The organism is Micromonospora foliorum (genome assembly GCF_022229015.1).
Taxonomy (GTDB): domain Bacteria; phylum Actinomycetota; class Actinomycetes; order Mycobacteriales; family Micromonosporaceae; genus Micromonospora; species Micromonospora foliorum.
Map to the genome: position 1 here is coordinate 1 of NZ_JAKKFF010000320.1, position 15,616 is coordinate 15,616.

Below are 15,616 nucleotides of genomic sequence, written 5' to 3' on the forward strand. Positions count from 1 at the left end.
CGCCTCCGGCCGGGGCCTGGCGGGTCTCCCGACCCGGCCGGGACGACCTGAGCGTGCTGGTCGACGCCGCGGTGACCGCCGGGTCGGTCGGGCACCGCGGCGCGGCCGTGCGGGTACGCGAGGACGTCGCCGCCGGACGGACCGTGGACGTCGTCGAGTCGGGTCCGGCCGATGCCCGGCTGCGTTACTGGATCGACCGGGACGGGTCGCTGCGACGGCTCGAGTTGCAGACCGACGCCGGCACGTGGGCGCAACTGGATCTCCACCCCGCCGTGGTGCCCCGACTGGCGGCGAACCCCCGGCCCGCCGCCCCTCGGTCTTCGGCCCCTCGGTCTTCGGCCCCTCGACCTTCAGCCCCTCGGCCCGGCGCCCGCTGACCGGTGCCCTTCAGGGACGCCAGCCGGTCTGCGCGGCCCACTGCTCGGCCCGCAGGTACTCCTCGTCGAACCACGGGTTCCGGGCCGTGCCGGAATCGCCGGCCTCCGGTGCCGCGTCGACCAGGTCCCGCTTGAACTGCAGGTACGCGGCCCGCTGATCCGGGTCGGCACGCAGGTGGTCGCGCATCAGCAGCGCGTACCGCCAACCCGGCGAATCCGCCAGCCGCACGTGCAGACGAACCGGGCGGGCCGGGTCCGCACTGCCGTGCAGCCGCTTCTCCCACCGGCCTCTGCCGGCCGGGCGGGGGTCGTCCCACCACTGCCCCGGCACCCGCGGGAACCCGGCGCCCGCCAGCCGATCGGCCAACGGCCCGTCGGCGTCGGCGAGACTGGAGACCGCCACCTGCACGTCGATGACGTTCTGGGCGGCCAGGCCGGGCACCGCCGTCGAACCAATGTGATCGATCCGTAGGGCATCCGAGCCGAGCGCGTGCTGGATCCGGGCGGCCAGCCGCGCGTACTGCTCCGGCCAACTCGCGTCGGCCCCGGCCAGCTCGGCCGGGTGCGGCGGAACCACCCGCCGCTGGCGCAGATTGTCCTCGTAGGGCACCAACCGCTGCTTCCAGAGCAGGTCGACGGCATCGTGCAGCGCCGTCAGACTCCCGTCGTTGGTCAGCACCACGTCCGCCACCGCCCGGCGGCGGGCGTCGTCGGCCTGGGCGGCGATCCTCCGCTCGGCCTCCGCGCGACCCATCCCCCGGTCGCGCGCCAGCCGCTCCAGTCGGGTCGACACGGCCGTCTGCACCACAACCACCAGGTGGTACGTCGGCGCGAGACCCACCTCGACCAGCAGCGGTACGTCGTTGACGACTATCGCGTCGGGTGCCGCCGCGGCGGCCAGCTCCGCGGTGCGGGCCCGGACCCGCGGGTGGGTGATCGCCTCCAGCCGACGCCGGGCGGTCTCGTCGGCGAACACCACCGCTCCCAGCGCCGCACGGTCCAGTGCGCCGTCGGCGTCCACCACCGCGTCGGAGAAGGCGGCGACGATCTCGGCCAGCCCGTCCGTACCCGGCGCCACCACCTCCCGGGCCACCCGGTCGGCGTCAATGAGCACCGCGCCCCGCTCAACGAGCCGCGCGGCCACCGCGCTCTTGCCCGACCCGATCCCGCCGGTCAACCCCACCCTCAGCACCCGAACAGTCAACCGGATCAACAAGCCCGCCGCCAAACCCACCCACGGCCCGGCGACCTCCCAACCCACCCACCCCACCCCGGGCCCCCTCCAGGCGAGTTGCGGCGGGGTGGGCGTGCCCCGGGCGGACCGCTCCGGGCGGATTGCCCCGAGCGCATTGCCCCCGGACGGATTACCCCCGGGCGGATTACCCCCGGGCGGATCGCTCCGGGGGGATTGCCCCGGGCGCGGTCGGCCCGGCGGCTGGTGGGACCGCCAAGATCGCGCTCGATCCATGATGTAGGGGCCTCGCGGACGCCGCATACCACTACATCCTGGATCGAGCACGATCTTGCGGGCGCGGGCGCGGGCGCGGGTGGGCGCGGGTGGGCGCGGGTGGCGGGTACGGCGAGGGCCCCGCCCCCAGCGATCCGGAGATCGCGGGGACGGGGCCCGTCGTCGTTCAGCGGGTCACTTACCGCCGGCGAGCTTCTCCCGCAGTGCGGCGAGCGCCTCGTCGGTGGCCAGGGTGCCGGCCGGCTCCTCGGCCTGCCGGCTCGGGGCCGGGCTGGACGAGGAGGTGGTGCCACCGCCACCGCCGCCGGCAGCGGCCGGGACGACCGGAGTCGGGTTGGCGGCAGCCTCGGCGTCGGCGGCCCGAGAGGTCTGCACCTGCTTGGTGTGGGCCTCCCAGCGCAGACGAGCCTCGGCGTACTGGTTCTCCCAGGTCTCGCGCTGCTTGTCGTACCCCTCGAGCCACTCGCCCGTCTCCGGGTCGAAGCCCTCGGGGTAGATGTAGTTGCCCTCGGTGTCGTACGTCGCGGCCATGCCGTAGAGGGTCGGGTCGAAGTGCTCCTCGCCCTCGACGAAGCCCTCGTTGGCCTGCTTGAGCGACAGCGAGATCCGGCGACGCTCGAGGTCGATGTCGATGACCTTGACCATGACCTCGGAGCCGACCTGGACGACCTGCTCCGGGATCTCCACGTGGCGCTCGGCCAGCTCGGAGATGTGGACCAGGCCCTCGATGCCGTCGTCCACGCGGACGAACGCACCGAACGGCACCAGCTTGGTGACCTTACCCGGCACGATCTGCTGGATCGCGTGGGTGCGGGCGAACTGCCGCCACGGGTCTTCCTGGGTCGCCTTCAGCGACAGCGAGACCCGCTCGCGGTCCAGGTCGACGTCCAGGACCTCGACCTCGACCTCCTGGCCCACCTCGACGACCTCGGACGGGTGGTCGATGTGCTTCCAGGAGAGCTCGGAGACGTGCACCAGACCGTCGACGCCGCCCAGGTCCACGAAGGCACCGAAGTTGACGATCGAGGACACGACGCCCTTGCGGACCTGGCCCTTCTGCAGCTTGTTGAGGAACTCGGTGCGCACCTCGGACTGCGTCTGCTCCAGCCAGGCCCGGCGGGACAGGACCACGTTGTTGCGGTTCTTGTCCAGCTCGATGATCTTGGCCTCGAGCTCCCGCCCGACGTACGGCTGCAGGTCGCGCACACGACGCATCTCGACCAGGGACGCGGGCAGGAAGCCGCGCAGCCCGATGTCGAGGATGAGGCCGCCCTTGACCACCTCGATGACCGAACCGCGGACGACGCCGTCCTCGTCCTTGATCTTCTCGATCGTGCCCCAGGCCCGCTCGTACTGTGCCCGCTTCTTGGAGAGGATCAGACGACCCTCCTTGTCCTCCTTCTGGAGGACCAGGGCCTCGATGTGGTCGCCAACCGTCACAACCTCGGCGGGGTCCACGTCGTGCTTGATCGACAACTCCCGAGAGGGGATGACACCCTCGGTCTTGTAGCCGATGTCGAGCAGGACCTCGTCCCGATCGACCTTGACGACGGTGCCTTCGACAATGTCGCCGTCGTTGAAGTACTTGATGGTCTCGTCGATCGCGGCGAGGAAAGCCTCCTCGGAACCGAGATCGTCGTGGGTGACCCGGGTGGCGCTCGAGGGGGCCTCGATGCTGCTCGTCATGTGGGCGGTTGCTCCGGTCGGTGGGTTGTCACAGCAGGCTGGTGTGTCGCAGTGACCTGTTCGCGCCAGCGGATCCGTCGCCGGGCACACCGAACGATCGCCTAGTGAGATCATGATGTGGCTCCGTCGACCGCGCACCTGCTCCCTGCCGAGGCAACGCGATCCGCGAGCGCATCGTCTAGCCTACCGTGCGCATTACCACAGCGTGCAAGCCCTCCCGGGTTCTCTCCGTGCGATGACCTGCGAAAGCCGAACAATCGCCCGGAAAACACCCCTGTTGTCTCGTGCGTCACAGCAGACCCTCGCGTCCCGCCGGCCGCCCCCCGCCGCCGCACTTGATCGACTCGGTTTTCTGGATGTCGGCGCGTCCCGCCGGCCCCAACACCGCGACTTTCACCGAAGACGAGTCGATCAAGGCCGTCGCGCGAGGAGTCGCGCAGATCGTGGCCGCGCCGTCGTACCCAATGGGGTGGGTGGGGCCTAGCGTGAGCGCGTGGATGACGACAGCCGGGTTACCCGGCGCCGGGTGGGTGACGCCGAGGCCCGGCGCGCCAACCGCGGCTGGTGGGACACCGACGCCGACGACTACCAGGCCGAACACGGCGCGTTCCTCGGCGACGTGGACTTCGTGTGGTGCCCCGAGGGCCTGCGCGAGGCCGACGCCCGGTTGCTCGGCGACGTGTCGGGGCGGCGGGTGCTGGAGGTGGGCGCCGGCGCCGCGGCCGCCGCCCGCTGGCTCGCCACCCAGGGCGCCCGGCCGGTCGCCTTCGACCTGTCCGCCGGCATGTTGCGGCACGCCGCCGAGGCCGCCGACCGCACCGGGGTACGCGTACCGCTGGTGCAGGCCGACGCGCTCGCCCTGCCGTTCGCCGACCGGTCGTTCGACGTCGCCTGCACCGCGTTCGGCGCGATCCCGTTCGTGGACGACTCGGCGGCGCTGCTCGCCGAGGTGCACCGGGTGTTGCGCCCCGGCGGCCGGTGGGTGTTCTCGGTGACCCACCCGATGCGGTGGATCTTCCTGGACGACCCCGGCGAGGGCGGCCTGACGGCCGTGCACTCGTACTTCGACCGCTCCCCCTACGTGGAGCAGGACGAGAGCGGCGTGGCCACCTACGTCGAGCAGCACCGCACCCTCGGCGACCGGATCCGCGAGCTGGTCGGCGCCGGGCTCCGGCTGCTGGACCTGGTGGAGCCGGAGTGGCCGGAGGGACACGAGGGAGTCTGGGGGCAGTGGAGCCCGCTGCGGGGCAGGCTCTTCCCCGGCACGGCCATCTTCGTCACCGAGAAGCCCACCGGGTGAGCGCCGCACGCTCAGTGCGACGGCCCCGCACGCCACCGGCGCTACGGTCCGCCAGTGAGCGCATGGCCGAACCCGACACCACCGGACCGCTGGCGTCCGGCCCCGGCACGACAACAGCGCGCCGACTATCAGGCCGTCGACCTGCAGAACCTGCCGGACGACGACTCGCCGCGCGTCGAATTCGTCGACGGAGCACTCCAGGTGACGCCCTTCCCCACCCTGGGTCACCAGGACATCGCCGGCCTGCTCTGGACGTGGCTGCGACGCCACGCACCGGCGGACATCCGAGCCACCCAGGCCGTCGCGGTCGAGCTCGGCTACGACGCCAGCCGACGCCCGGATGTCCTGTTGTGCCGCGCCGACGTGCCGTCCGACCGGTCCTGGCTACGGCCGCACGAAGTCGTGCTCGCCGTGGAGATCGTCTCGCCCGGCACGCGACGGGTCGACCGGTTCGCGAAACCGGGCGGGTACGCCGCCGCCGGCATCCCGTTCTACTGGCGTATCGAGCAGGATCCGGTGCACGTGTACGCGTACCGGATCGGCGACCGGGTGGGGCCGGGCGGTGAGCGACAGTACGAGCTGGTCGCCGACGGCGCTGACGTGATCGAGCTGACCGTGCCGTTCGGCATCAAGCTGCCGGTCGCCGAGATCACCCCGTAGTCGTTTCGCCCCGGCGGCCTCGGGTAGCCGACGACCATGGCCGAACAGAGATTCCACGAGGGCGACCATGTCTCCTGGTCGGCCCACGGCAGCCGCGCGTACGGCGTGGTGCGGGGGACGATCACCGAGCGGACGCGGATCCGCGGGCGGGCCGTGAACGCGGCCCCTGACGACCCGCAGTACCGGGTCCGCAGTGACGGCACGGGCCGCGACGTGGCCCACCGCCCCGAGGCGCTGCGTCATGAGCAGAGGTGACGACGGCCGGGACACCTACCGGGAGTTCACCGAAGCGGTGAACATGAAGCCCGGTGAGCTGTCCACGTGGCTGGAGACCGACGAGTCGAAGCAGGTCGGCTGGCACAAGGGCGGCCACGCTGGTGGTGGCGAGTCCGTCGGACACGAGTCCGGCCGGAAGATCATCAACTTGCTCCGTCGCAAACGTGGTGACCTGTCCGAGGGCGACTACAAGCACATGCGCAAGGTGGTCGGCTACGTACGCCGCCACATGGCGCAGCGCCCCTCCGGCGACGTCCGCGACACCAAGTGGCGCTGGTCCCTGATGAACTGGGGCCACGACCCCCTGAAGTAGCCGGTCACCGGCCGCAAGATCCGCGCAACGTCGGTGACGTTGGTGCCTCCCGACGCCACGACCGAGCACTTTCCCCGAAAGTTGCGCTGATCTCGGAACGGTGCGCGCCCGGCGGGGCCCTGATCGACAACACCAACGCCCGCGACCAGGACGACCCGGTCAGGGGTTCCGGGCGGCCCGACCCACGCAGGGATCAAGCCTGACCGCCCGGAGTGGGTCGGGCTGCCCGGAACCCCCACACCGCAACCACTGGAAGCCGGGCCCCGGAACCCCCACACCGCAACCACAGATCAGTGATCAGCGCTGTTCCAGTCGCGGCCTTCGCCGACCGACACCTCCAGCGGCACCGACAGCGGGTAGGCCCCGCCCATCTCCTGCCGGACCAGGGCCTCCAACGCCTCGCGCTCACCCGGGGCGACCTCGAAGACCAGCTCGTCGTGCACCTGCAACAGCATCCGTGAGCGCAGCCCGGCGTCGCGGAGCGCGGTGTCGACGTGCAGCATCGCCACCTTGATGATGTCGGCGGCGGAGCCCTGGATGGGAGCGTTGAGCGCCATCCGCTCGGCGATGTCGCGGCGCTGCCGGTTGTCGCTGACCAGGTCGGGCAGGTAGCGGCGCCGACCCAGGATGGTCGAGGTGTAGCCGTCCTGCCGGGCCCGGGCGACCACCTGCTGGAGGTAGTCGCGCACCCCGCCGAAGCCGGCGAAGTAGTTCTCCATCAGCCCGCGCGCCTCTTCGGTGCTGATGTTGAGCTGCTGGGACAGGCCGAAGGCGCTGAGCCCGTACGCCAGGCCGTAGTTCATGGCCTTGATCTTGCGGCGCTGGTCGGGGGTGACCTCGTCGAGCGGGACCCCGAAGACCGACGAGGCGGTGGCGGCGTGGAAGTCGGCGCCGGAGTTGAACGCGTCGATCAGCGCGTCGTCCGAGCTGAGGTGCGCCATGATGCGCATCTCGATCTGGCTGTAGTCGGCGGTGAGCAGACACTCGTAGCCCTCCCCCACCACGAAGGCCCGCCGGATCCGGCGGCCCTCCTCGGTGCGGATCGGGATGTTCTGCAGGTTGGGCTCGGTGGAGGAGAGCCGACCGGTGGCCGCCACTGTCTGGTTGAAGGTGGTGTGGATCCGGCCGTCGTCGGAGACCGACTTGAGGAGCCCGTCGACTGTCGACTTGAGCTTGGCCACGTCCCGGTGGCGCAGCAGGTGGGCCAGCACCGGGTGCGGCTGCTGCACGTAGAGCCACTGCAGGGCGTCGGCGTCGGTGGTGTAGCCCGTCTTGATCTTCTTGGTCTTGGGCAGACCCAGCTCGGTGAAGAGGATCTCCTGCAACTGCTTGGGCGAGCCGAGGTTGAACTCCCGACCCACCGCCTCGTACGCGCCCTGCGCGGCGGCCTTCACCTCGGCGGCGAAGTGGGCCTCCAGCTCGGACAGGTAGTGGGTGTCGGCGGCGATGCCGGTGCTCTCCATGGTGGCCAGCACTCGCATCAACGGCAGCTCCACGCCGGCCATCAGCCGGGCGGACTGCTCGCCGTCGCGGGACAGCTCGGCGTCGATCGCGTCGGCCAGGTCGAGGGTGGCCCGGGCCTGCAGCATCAGGTTCTGCTCGACCACCCCCTCGTCGCCGAGGCCGTCGAGGGTGAGCTGGCCGGACTCCGGGACGTCCACCCGTAGCTCCCGGTGCAGGTAGCGCAGCGCCAGGTCGGTCAGGTCGTAGGACCGCTGGTCGGGGCGGGCCAGGTACGCGGCGATCTGGGTGTCCCGGACGATGCCGGCGAGCTGCCAGCCGTGCGCGGCGCAGGCCAGCACGGCCGGCTTGCTGTCGTGCAGCACCTTGGGTCGCTGCGCGTCGGCCAACCAGCTGGCCAGGGCGCCCTCGTCGGTCGGGTCGAGCTGGGCCGGGTCGACCCAGGCCGCCGCGCCGCCGGCGGTGGCCAGCGCCAGACCGGTGACCGAGGCGGTGTGCCGGCGGTTGGGGCCGGTGTCGAGTTTGACCGCCAGCCCGACCTGGGTGCCGGTGGGGACGTGTGTGGTCAGCCACCCGGCCAGCGCACCGGGCTCGGCGAGCACCTCGCCGGTGAGGTCGAAGCCGGACTCGGCCTCCGGCTCGACCGACTCCAGGTACTGGTAGAGACGGTCGCGCAGGATGCGGAACTCCAGGGTGTCGAAGACCTGGTGCACCGCCTCGCGGTCCCAACCCGTCCAGCGGGTGTCCTCCGGGCGCAGCGGCAACTCCAGGTCGGAGACGAGGCAGTTGATCTCGTAGTTGCGGATCACGTCGGCGAGCCGCTCCCGCAGGCTGTCGCCGGCCTTGCCCTTGATCTCGTCGGCCCGGGCGATCACGCCCTCCACCCCGCCGTACGTGGTGATCCACTTGGCTGCGGTCTTCGGGCCGACGCCCGGGATGCCGGGCAGGTTGTCACTGGTCTCGCCGACCAGCGCGGCGAGGTCCCGGTACTGCTGGGGCGGAACGCCGTACTTCGCCTCGATCGCCGCCGGGTCCATCCGGGCCAGGTCGGAGACGCCCTTGCGGGGGTAGAGGACGGTGATCTGGTCGTCGACCAGCTGGAACGCGTCCCGGTCACCGCTGCTGATCAGCACCGACATGCCCTGGTCGCGGGCCTGGCAGGCGAGCGTGGCGATCACGTCGTCGGCCTCGAAGCCCTCCTTCTCGACCACCGGGATCTGCAGCGCGGCCAGGACCTCCTTGACGAGGCTGACCTGGCCCTTGAAGTCGGTCGGGGTCTCGCTGCGGCCGGCCTTGTACTCCGCGTACTTGTCGGTGCGGAAGGAACGGCGGGAGACGTCGAAGGCCACCACGATGTGGGTGGGCTGCTCGTCGCGCAGCACGTTGATCAGCATCGAGGTGAAGCCGTACACCGCGTTGGTCGGCTGACCCGTCGTGGTGGAGAAGTTTTCCACCGGCAGGGCGAAGAAGGCCCGGTATGCCATGGAATGTCCGTCGACGAGAAGCAGGCGCGGTGTCGTAGCTGTCACGGCAGCGACTCTAGCCCGTCGTACCGACATCCCTGGCCCTCGGCACGGGGTGCCGCGACGCCGAGCCGAACGGCGGCGGCCGGCCACCCCCGTGAGGGGATTGACCGGCCGCCGACTCGGGTGGCTCAGGCCACGCCGAGGTACGCCTCCTTGACCGACGGATCGTGCAGCAGGTCCTGACCGGACCCCTCCTTCACGATCTGACCGGTCTCCAGCACGTAGCCGCGGTGTGCCCGCGACAGCGCCTGCTGGGCGTTCTGCTCCACCAGCAGGATCGTGGTGCCCTGCTGGTTGATCTCGGTGATGATGTCGAAGATCTGCCGGATCACCAACGGGGCCAGCCCCATCGACGGCTCGTCGAGCAACAGCAGCTTCGGTCGGCTCATCAGCGCCCGACCGACCGCGAGCATCTGCTGCTCGCCGCCGGAGAGGGTGCCACCGGCCTGCTTGCGCCGCTCGGCCAACCGCGGGAAGAGGGTCAGCACCCGTTCCAGGTCGGCGGCGATGCCGGCGGAGTCCCGCCGGGTGTACGCCCCCATGTCCAGGTTCTCCATGACCGTCATACCCGGGAAGATCTGCCGACCCTCCGGCGACTGACACAGCCCCCGGACCACCCGCAGGTCGGCCCGGAGCTTGCTGATGTCCTCACCGTTGAACGTGATCTTCCCCTCGGCCAGCGACCGGGTCCCGGAGATGGCCCGCATGGTGGTGGTCTTACCGGCGCCGTTCGCGCCGATCAGGGCCACCACCTCACCCTCGTTGACGGTGAGGCTGATCCCGTGCAGCGCCTCGATCCGGCCGTACGCGACGGCGACGTTCTCCAGCTCAAGCAGCGTCATCGGCGGGCTCCCCCAGGTACGCGGCGATCACCTTCGGATCGCGGCTGACCTCCGCGGGCGCACCCTCGGCGATCTTGCGGCCGAACTCCAGCACCACGATCCGGTCGGTGACCCCCATGACCAGCCGCATGTCGTGCTCGATGAGCAGGACGGTCAGGCCCATGTCACGGATCTTGCGGATCAGGGTGAGGAGCTCCTCCTTCTCCGCCGGGTTGAAGCCGGCGGCCGGCTCGTCCAGGCAGATCAGCTTCGGCTCGGTGGCCAACGCGCGGGCGATCTCCAACCGACGCTGGTAGCCGTACGGCAGGTTGCGCGCCTCGTCGTTGGCCCGGTCGGCGATCCCGACGAAGCGGAGCAGCTCGAGCGCCTTGTTCTCGGCCGCCCGCTCCTCCAGGATGTGCCGGGACAAGCCGAAGATCTTGGCGGCCGACAGGCGCACCTGCTGCCAGGTCCGGACGATCCCGGACGCGGCGGTGACCTGCGGCAGCTCCTCCGGCTTGGGCCGCACCCGGTAGAGCCGGAACAGCGCCCCGGGCACGCTCGTCTTGTGCCGGGAGTCGGTCCCGACCATGACGTTCTCCAGCGCCGTCATCTCCGGGAAGAGCCGGATGTTCTGGAACGTCCGGGAGATGCCCAACTGGCTGATCTGGTGCGGCTTGCGGCCGGTCACCTTCTGGCCGCGGAACCGGACCGCGCCGGAGGTCGGCTTGTAGACCCCGGTCATCACGTTGAAGCTGGTGGTCTTGCCGGCGCCGTTGGGCCCGATGAGGCCGAGGATCTCGCCCTCGTAGATCTGGAAATTGATCTTGTCGAGGGCGACGACACCGCCGAAGCGGAGCGTGACGTCGTCGACTTCGAGCAGCACCGACCGCGGCCCCGCCTGAGTCGGGATCTTCGGCGTGGTGGTGCTGGTGGTCGGGTCAGACATGAGCGGGCGCCTCCTCTGCCTCTGCCGCGCGGTCCTTCAACTCGCGGGCACGCCGCCGGCTCGGGACCAGGCCCTGCGGACGCAGGATCATCACCAACACCATGGCCAGACCGAAGACCAACCACCGGTAGTCGGCGAAGTCACGGAACCGCTCCGGCAGGTACGCCAGCAGCACCGCGCCGAGCGAGACGCCGATCATGTTGCCGGAACCGCCGACCACCACCATGGCCACGAACAGGATGGACAGGTTCGCGTTGAACTGGGTCGGGTCGATGAACGCGTTCCGGCTGCCGAAGAGGAAGCCCGACAGGCCACCGAGCGCCGCACCGATGGCGAACGCCCAGAGCTTGAACTTGAACGGGTACACGCCCATCACCGCGGCGGCGTCCTCGTCCTCCCGCACGGCCAACCACGCCCGGCCGACCCGGCTGTGCTCCAGCCGACGGACCAGAAACACCATGATCAGCACAAACGTGATCGCCAACCAGTACCAGGGCTTCGCGTCGATCAGACCGAAGACCTTGTTGTCCGGCGAGGGCGCGCCCTCGGGGCCGGGGATGGCCGAGATGCCGACCGGGCCGTTGGTCAGCCCGGTGGCGTTACGGGCCACGATGCGGATGATCTCGCCGAAGCCCAGCGTCACGATGGCCAGGTAGTCACCGCGCAGTCGCAGCGTCGGCCAGCCCAGCAGCACCCCGGAGATCATCGTCAGCACGATCGCGATGAACAGGCAGATCGCCCAGGTCACCGCCCAGGTCGGCGGCAGGTTGAACTCCTGCTGGATCCACTTCACCACAGGCGAGTTCACCGAGCCGAACAGCGCCACGCTGTACGCCCCGATGGCGAAGAAGCCGATGTAGCCCAGGTCGAGCAGGCCGGCGAGACCGACCACCACGTTCAGGCCGATGGCGACAAGCACGTAGATGGCACAGACGAAGAGCACGCCCGCCCAGTTGTTACCGCCCTCGATCGAGTCGGTACGCAACCAGGTCAGGCCCGGAATGCCGAGCAGTGGCAGGTAGTAGAGGATCGCCACGAAGGCGGCGAGCCCGAGGGCCTGCTGCCACTTCGTCAGCGCCCGCCAGCGGTCGCCGACCGAGGTCAGCATGCCGACCCGACGGCGGTCTGCGGTGCGAATCTTGTCGATCATGCGCGGGCCCTCCCGAGCGACTCACCCAACAGGCCGGTGGGCCGGAACATCAGCACCACGATCAGCACCACGAAGGCGATGACGTCCTCCCAGTTGGACGCGAAGAGCGTGGCGCCGTAGACCTCGACGATGCCGAGGAAGAGACCGCCCAGCAGCGCGCCGCGCAGGTTGCCGATGCCACCGAGCACGGCGGCGGTGAACGCCTTCAGGCCGAGCACGAAGCCGATGCTGTTCTGGGTGAAGCCGAACCGCATGCTCCACAACAGCGCGGCGGCGCCGGCCATGATGCCACCGAGCACGAAGATCAGCATGATCACGCGCTCCTGGTTGACGCCCATCAGCGCGGCGGTCTCCGGGTTCTGGGCCACCGCCCGCACGCCCCGGCCGTAGCGGGTGCGGTTGATGAACCAGTCCAGCACCGCCATCATCGCCACCGCCGCCACGAAGACGATCAGCTGGATGTTCGTGATCGCGGTGTTGCCGATGGTGAACAGGGTTTCCTGCTGGATGATCGTCGGCATGCCGACGATCTGACGGGGCCGGCCGAACGCCTCCGGCAGCACGCCGCCGAGCAGCTTCGGCAGCACCTGCCCGAAGAGTTCCACGAAGACCAGCGACAGGCCGATCGCGGTGATCAGGAAGATCAGCGGCGGCGCGTTCTTCCGCCGCAACGGCCGGTACGCGATCCGCTCGAGGGCCAGAGCCGTACCGCCCGAGGCGACCGCCGCGACGATCAGACCGAGCACCAGAAACAGGATCGCCTGGCCGACAGGCGGGTTATTTTTCACCCCGAGTTGGGTCCACAGGATCAGCACCGAGAAGGTACCGACCATGAACACCTCGGAGTGCGCAAAGTTGATCAGACGAAGGACGCCATAGACGAGGGTGTAGCCAAGGGCGATCAGGGCGTAGATGGCGCCCTTGGAAAGGCCATCGACCGTGTGCTGGCCGAGATGACCGATCAGTTCATCGAAATGCACCGGGGGTCTCCTTGAATCGAGTGCGGCCGGGGTGAAACACCCCGGCCGCACTCCATTTCTTGGGCGTCAGCTGAGCTTGAGCTCCTGCAGCGGCTCGATCGCGTTGCCCTTGATCTGGTAAGCCCAGATGACAACCTTCGACGGGTCGACGTCACCCTTGGCATCGAACTTGATGTACTTCGACACACCCTGCTTGTCGTACGACTTCACGAACGCCAGGATGTCGGCCCGGGTCTTCTTGCCAGCCTTGAAGGCGTCCAGGTAGACGGTCGCGCCGTCGAAGCCCTCAGCACCGTAGGAGCCCGGCGGGATGCCGAACTTCTTCTGGTAGTCGGCGGAGAAGGTGCCGCCGGCCTTGTCGGCCGGGAGGCACGGGCAGGTGATGATCGCGCCCTCGGCGCCACCGGAGGCACCCGACGGGAACGCGGTGTCGTAGAGACCGTCCGGGCCGACGAACTTGGCCTGGACACCAGCGGCACGCATCTGCTTCACCAGCGGAGCGGCCTCACGGGTGTAACCGCCGTAGAAGACGAAGTCGGCCTGCGCGGACTTGATCTTGGAGATGGTGGCGTCGAACTGCGCCTGCCGCTCCTGGATCTTGTCCTTGTTCACGACCAGCGGGCCGAGCTGCTTGCCCAGCTCCTCGGTGATGCCCGCGCCGTACGCGCTGGCGTCATCGATCATGAAGACCTTCTGCGCGTTCTGGGTCTTCAGGTAGCTGGCCACGGCACCGGCCTGCGTGCCGTCGTTACCGACCACCCGGTAGAAGGACGTGTTGCCCTTCTGGGTCAGGTCCGTGCGGGTCGCCGACGGGCTGACCATCGCCAGGCCGGCAGCCTGGTAGATCGGCATCGTCGCGTCCGACTCACCGGAGAAGTGACCACCGATGACACCGAGGAACGAGTTGTCCCCCGCGATCTGGTTCGCGAACGGGGTCGCCACCGCAGGGTCACCCTGGGTGTCGAACTCCTGCATCGTGACCTTGCAGTTCGGGTTCGCCGCGTTGAACTGCTCCACGGCCAGCTTCGCGCCGTTCAGCGACGGGATCACCAGACCCGCGTTGTCACCCGTGAACGCACCGAAGATCGCAATCTTGCCACCGCAGTCACCCGACGCGGTGCCACCTTCGCCGCCACCGGAATCCTGGCAACCAGCCGCAACCACCAGGGTCGCGGCGAGCGCCACGGTACCCAGCGCCCGTACATAGCTTCGCCTCACGGCTTCCTGACCTCCTCGAGATGCGGACGCGGCTGACCCGAAGCGACGGCGACAGCAGCTGACCCGCAATTCCACCCACCCCGCAGGGACTCCCCCTGCGTTACGGCTCGTGATGGCGGAGCGTACCGACACGACATACCGTCCCGGAAGGCCTGAAGGCGGGGTCTGCGAAACCGTTACGAAGACGTGGGCAATCATGTCGATGTCCGTAACAGGTGAATCCGCCAGTCGGTCCTTAAATCCACGCCCGGTCGAAGTCCGCCCGCATTAACCCGGACCGCGCGCACCTGACGAAAAGCCGACTGACCTGCGAAAACGTCCGCGCGGGTCGCACACCGGGGTGAAGCGTCACCGCACCGTCGACGGTCAGGCGCCCGGACCGGCCGCCCACCACAACCCGGCTCGGGTGCCGTCGTCCGCCGCCAACCACCACCGGTCACCCACCGCCACCAGCGTCACGTCCCGATCAACACCCGCCGGCACATCGAGTGGCGTCCCCGCCTCCCGCCACGACCCACCCCGATCGGTCGACACCCACACCGAATGGCGCGCCCCATCCGTCACCGCGGCGAACAGACTGCCCCCGGACGACACCAGCGACCCCACCCCCGGCACCCCGGCCCCAGCCCGCCGCCCGAACGTCCCGACGGCCACCCAACCCGCCGCCTCCTGCCGCCACGCGCCGAACGTCCCCCCACGCAGCCCGACCGCCACCGGCACGCCGTCGGCCAGAACCACCCGCTGCATCTCCTCGTACTCCGACCCACCCGGCAACACCGTGCGCCGCCACGACCGCCCGTCCGGCGACGACCACACCGCCGGGTCACGGTCGATCCGGCCAGCCGGCAACAAACCACCCACCGCCAACCACCCCGACGACGTCGCCACCGCGTCGAACGCCCAGGTCACCCCCACCGCGTCACTGGCCAGCTCCGGTGCACCCTCGACCAACGCGAACTCCGCCGCGGCCGGCGACGCCACCCAGGACGCGGCACCCGCCGACCGGTTACCGACGATCAACCAACCCTGCGGCCCGGCCGCCAACCGGGACACGTTCACCGCCGTCGGCCCGCCGTACGTCTCGAACGACGCCTGCACCTCGACCAACGTCCCGTCGGCCACCTGCCGCCACGTGCTCACCCGCGGATAGCCGTGCGCACCGCCGACCTTCGCGCCGATCAACGCCACCCGCCCGTCCCGGCAGGCCGCCGACAGGAACACGTTCTGCCGCCCGTAGAAGGAATCCGGACGCACCGGCAGCACCGTCCAGGTCGTACCGTCCACGCTGGTCCAGGCCGCCGGGCGCGTGCCACCGGCGGCGTCCACGACGCCACCGACCACGAACCACCGACCCGCGCACGACGCCGCGTCCCGCACCAGCGGACGGCCCGGGCCACCCGGCGGCGCCGGCAGCGTCAGCGGCTGCCAACC

At 70.0% G+C, this 15,616-nt stretch carries 12 protein-coding genes and 2 pseudogenes; 5 read left to right on the forward strand and 9 right to left on the reverse strand.

Features of this window, described 5'->3' with window-relative positions; translation table 11 throughout:
- Positions 1 to 377: pseudogene (locus tag PSH25_RS22350) on the forward strand (hypothetical protein); the annotation flags it as partial.
- Between the two features lie 10 nt (positions 378 to 387).
- On the opposite strand, the gene coaE reads toward PSH25_RS22350, so the two are convergent.
- Positions 388 to 1,569: a dephospho-CoA kinase gene (coaE, locus tag PSH25_RS22355; RefSeq protein WP_238660930.1), complete on the reverse strand. Its 1,182-nt coding sequence runs from the start codon at positions 1,567 to 1,569 to the stop codon at positions 388 to 390.
- 450 nt (positions 1,570 to 2,019) lie between these two features.
- Positions 2,020 to 3,531 (reverse strand): 30S ribosomal protein S1, encoded by a 1,512-nt coding sequence (rpsA, locus tag PSH25_RS22360; RefSeq protein WP_124815727.1) that lies wholly within the window; start codon positions 3,529 to 3,531, stop codon positions 2,020 to 2,022.
- Positions 3,532 to 4,024: 493 nt separating this feature from the next.
- On the opposite strand from rpsA, the gene PSH25_RS22365 reads away from it, so the two are divergent.
- The 4 genes and pseudogenes from PSH25_RS22365 to PSH25_RS22380 form a co-directional block, all read left to right on the forward strand.
- Positions 4,025 to 4,831, forward strand: a complete 807-nt coding sequence (locus tag PSH25_RS22365; RefSeq protein WP_238660931.1) for a class I SAM-dependent methyltransferase — start codon at positions 4,025 to 4,027, stop codon at positions 4,829 to 4,831.
- A 54-nt stretch (positions 4,832 to 4,885) separates the two neighbouring features.
- Positions 4,886 to 5,491, forward strand: coding sequence for a Uma2 family endonuclease (locus PSH25_RS22370; RefSeq protein WP_238660932.1), 606 nt, complete (start codon positions 4,886 to 4,888; stop codon positions 5,489 to 5,491).
- A gap of 36 nt (positions 5,492 to 5,527) precedes the next feature.
- Positions 5,528 to 5,746, forward strand: coding sequence for a hypervirulence associated TUDOR domain-containing protein (locus tag PSH25_RS22375; RefSeq protein WP_238660933.1), 219 nt, complete (start codon positions 5,528 to 5,530; stop codon positions 5,744 to 5,746).
- Positions 5,733 to 6,077 (forward strand): annotated as a pseudogene (locus PSH25_RS22380) (DUF3140 domain-containing protein); the annotation flags it as partial. The gene PSH25_RS22375 and the pseudogene PSH25_RS22380, both read left to right, overlap by 14 nt.
- 293 nt (positions 6,078 to 6,370) lie before the next feature.
- On the opposite strand, the gene polA reads toward PSH25_RS22380, so the two are convergent.
- From polA to PSH25_RS22415, 7 genes are all read right to left on the reverse strand, one after another.
- On the reverse strand, positions 6,371 to 9,070 hold the full coding sequence (gene polA, locus PSH25_RS22385) for a DNA polymerase I (RefSeq protein ID WP_238660934.1): 2,700 nt from the start codon (positions 9,068 to 9,070) through the stop codon (positions 6,371 to 6,373).
- Between the two features lie 125 nt (positions 9,071 to 9,195).
- Complete coding sequence (locus tag PSH25_RS22390) at positions 9,196 to 9,909, reverse strand: ABC transporter ATP-binding protein (protein ID WP_238660935.1); 714 nt, start codon at positions 9,907 to 9,909, stop codon at positions 9,196 to 9,198.
- Positions 9,896 to 10,837: an ABC transporter ATP-binding protein gene (locus PSH25_RS22395; RefSeq protein ID WP_238660936.1), complete on the reverse strand. Its 942-nt coding sequence runs from the start codon at positions 10,835 to 10,837 to the stop codon at positions 9,896 to 9,898. The genes PSH25_RS22390 and PSH25_RS22395 overlap by 14 nt, the downstream gene beginning before the upstream one ends.
- On the reverse strand, positions 10,830 to 11,987 hold the full coding sequence (locus PSH25_RS22400; RefSeq protein WP_238660937.1) for a branched-chain amino acid ABC transporter permease: 1,158 nt from the start codon (positions 11,985 to 11,987) through the stop codon (positions 10,830 to 10,832). The genes PSH25_RS22395 and PSH25_RS22400 overlap by 8 nt, the downstream gene beginning before the upstream one ends.
- Complete coding sequence (locus tag PSH25_RS22405) at positions 11,984 to 12,967, reverse strand: branched-chain amino acid ABC transporter permease (protein ID WP_238660938.1); 984 nt, start codon at positions 12,965 to 12,967, stop codon at positions 11,984 to 11,986. Before PSH25_RS22405 ends, PSH25_RS22400 begins: the two co-directional genes overlap by 4 nt.
- A gap of 66 nt (positions 12,968 to 13,033) precedes the next feature.
- Positions 13,034 to 14,185, reverse strand: coding sequence for a branched-chain amino acid ABC transporter substrate-binding protein (locus PSH25_RS22410; protein WP_238660939.1), 1,152 nt, complete (start codon positions 14,183 to 14,185; stop codon positions 13,034 to 13,036).
- 366 nt (positions 14,186 to 14,551) lie between these two features.
- A partial coding sequence (locus PSH25_RS22415) for a hypothetical protein (protein ID WP_238660940.1) occupies positions 14,552 to 15,616 on the reverse strand: 1,065 nt, incomplete at its 5' end.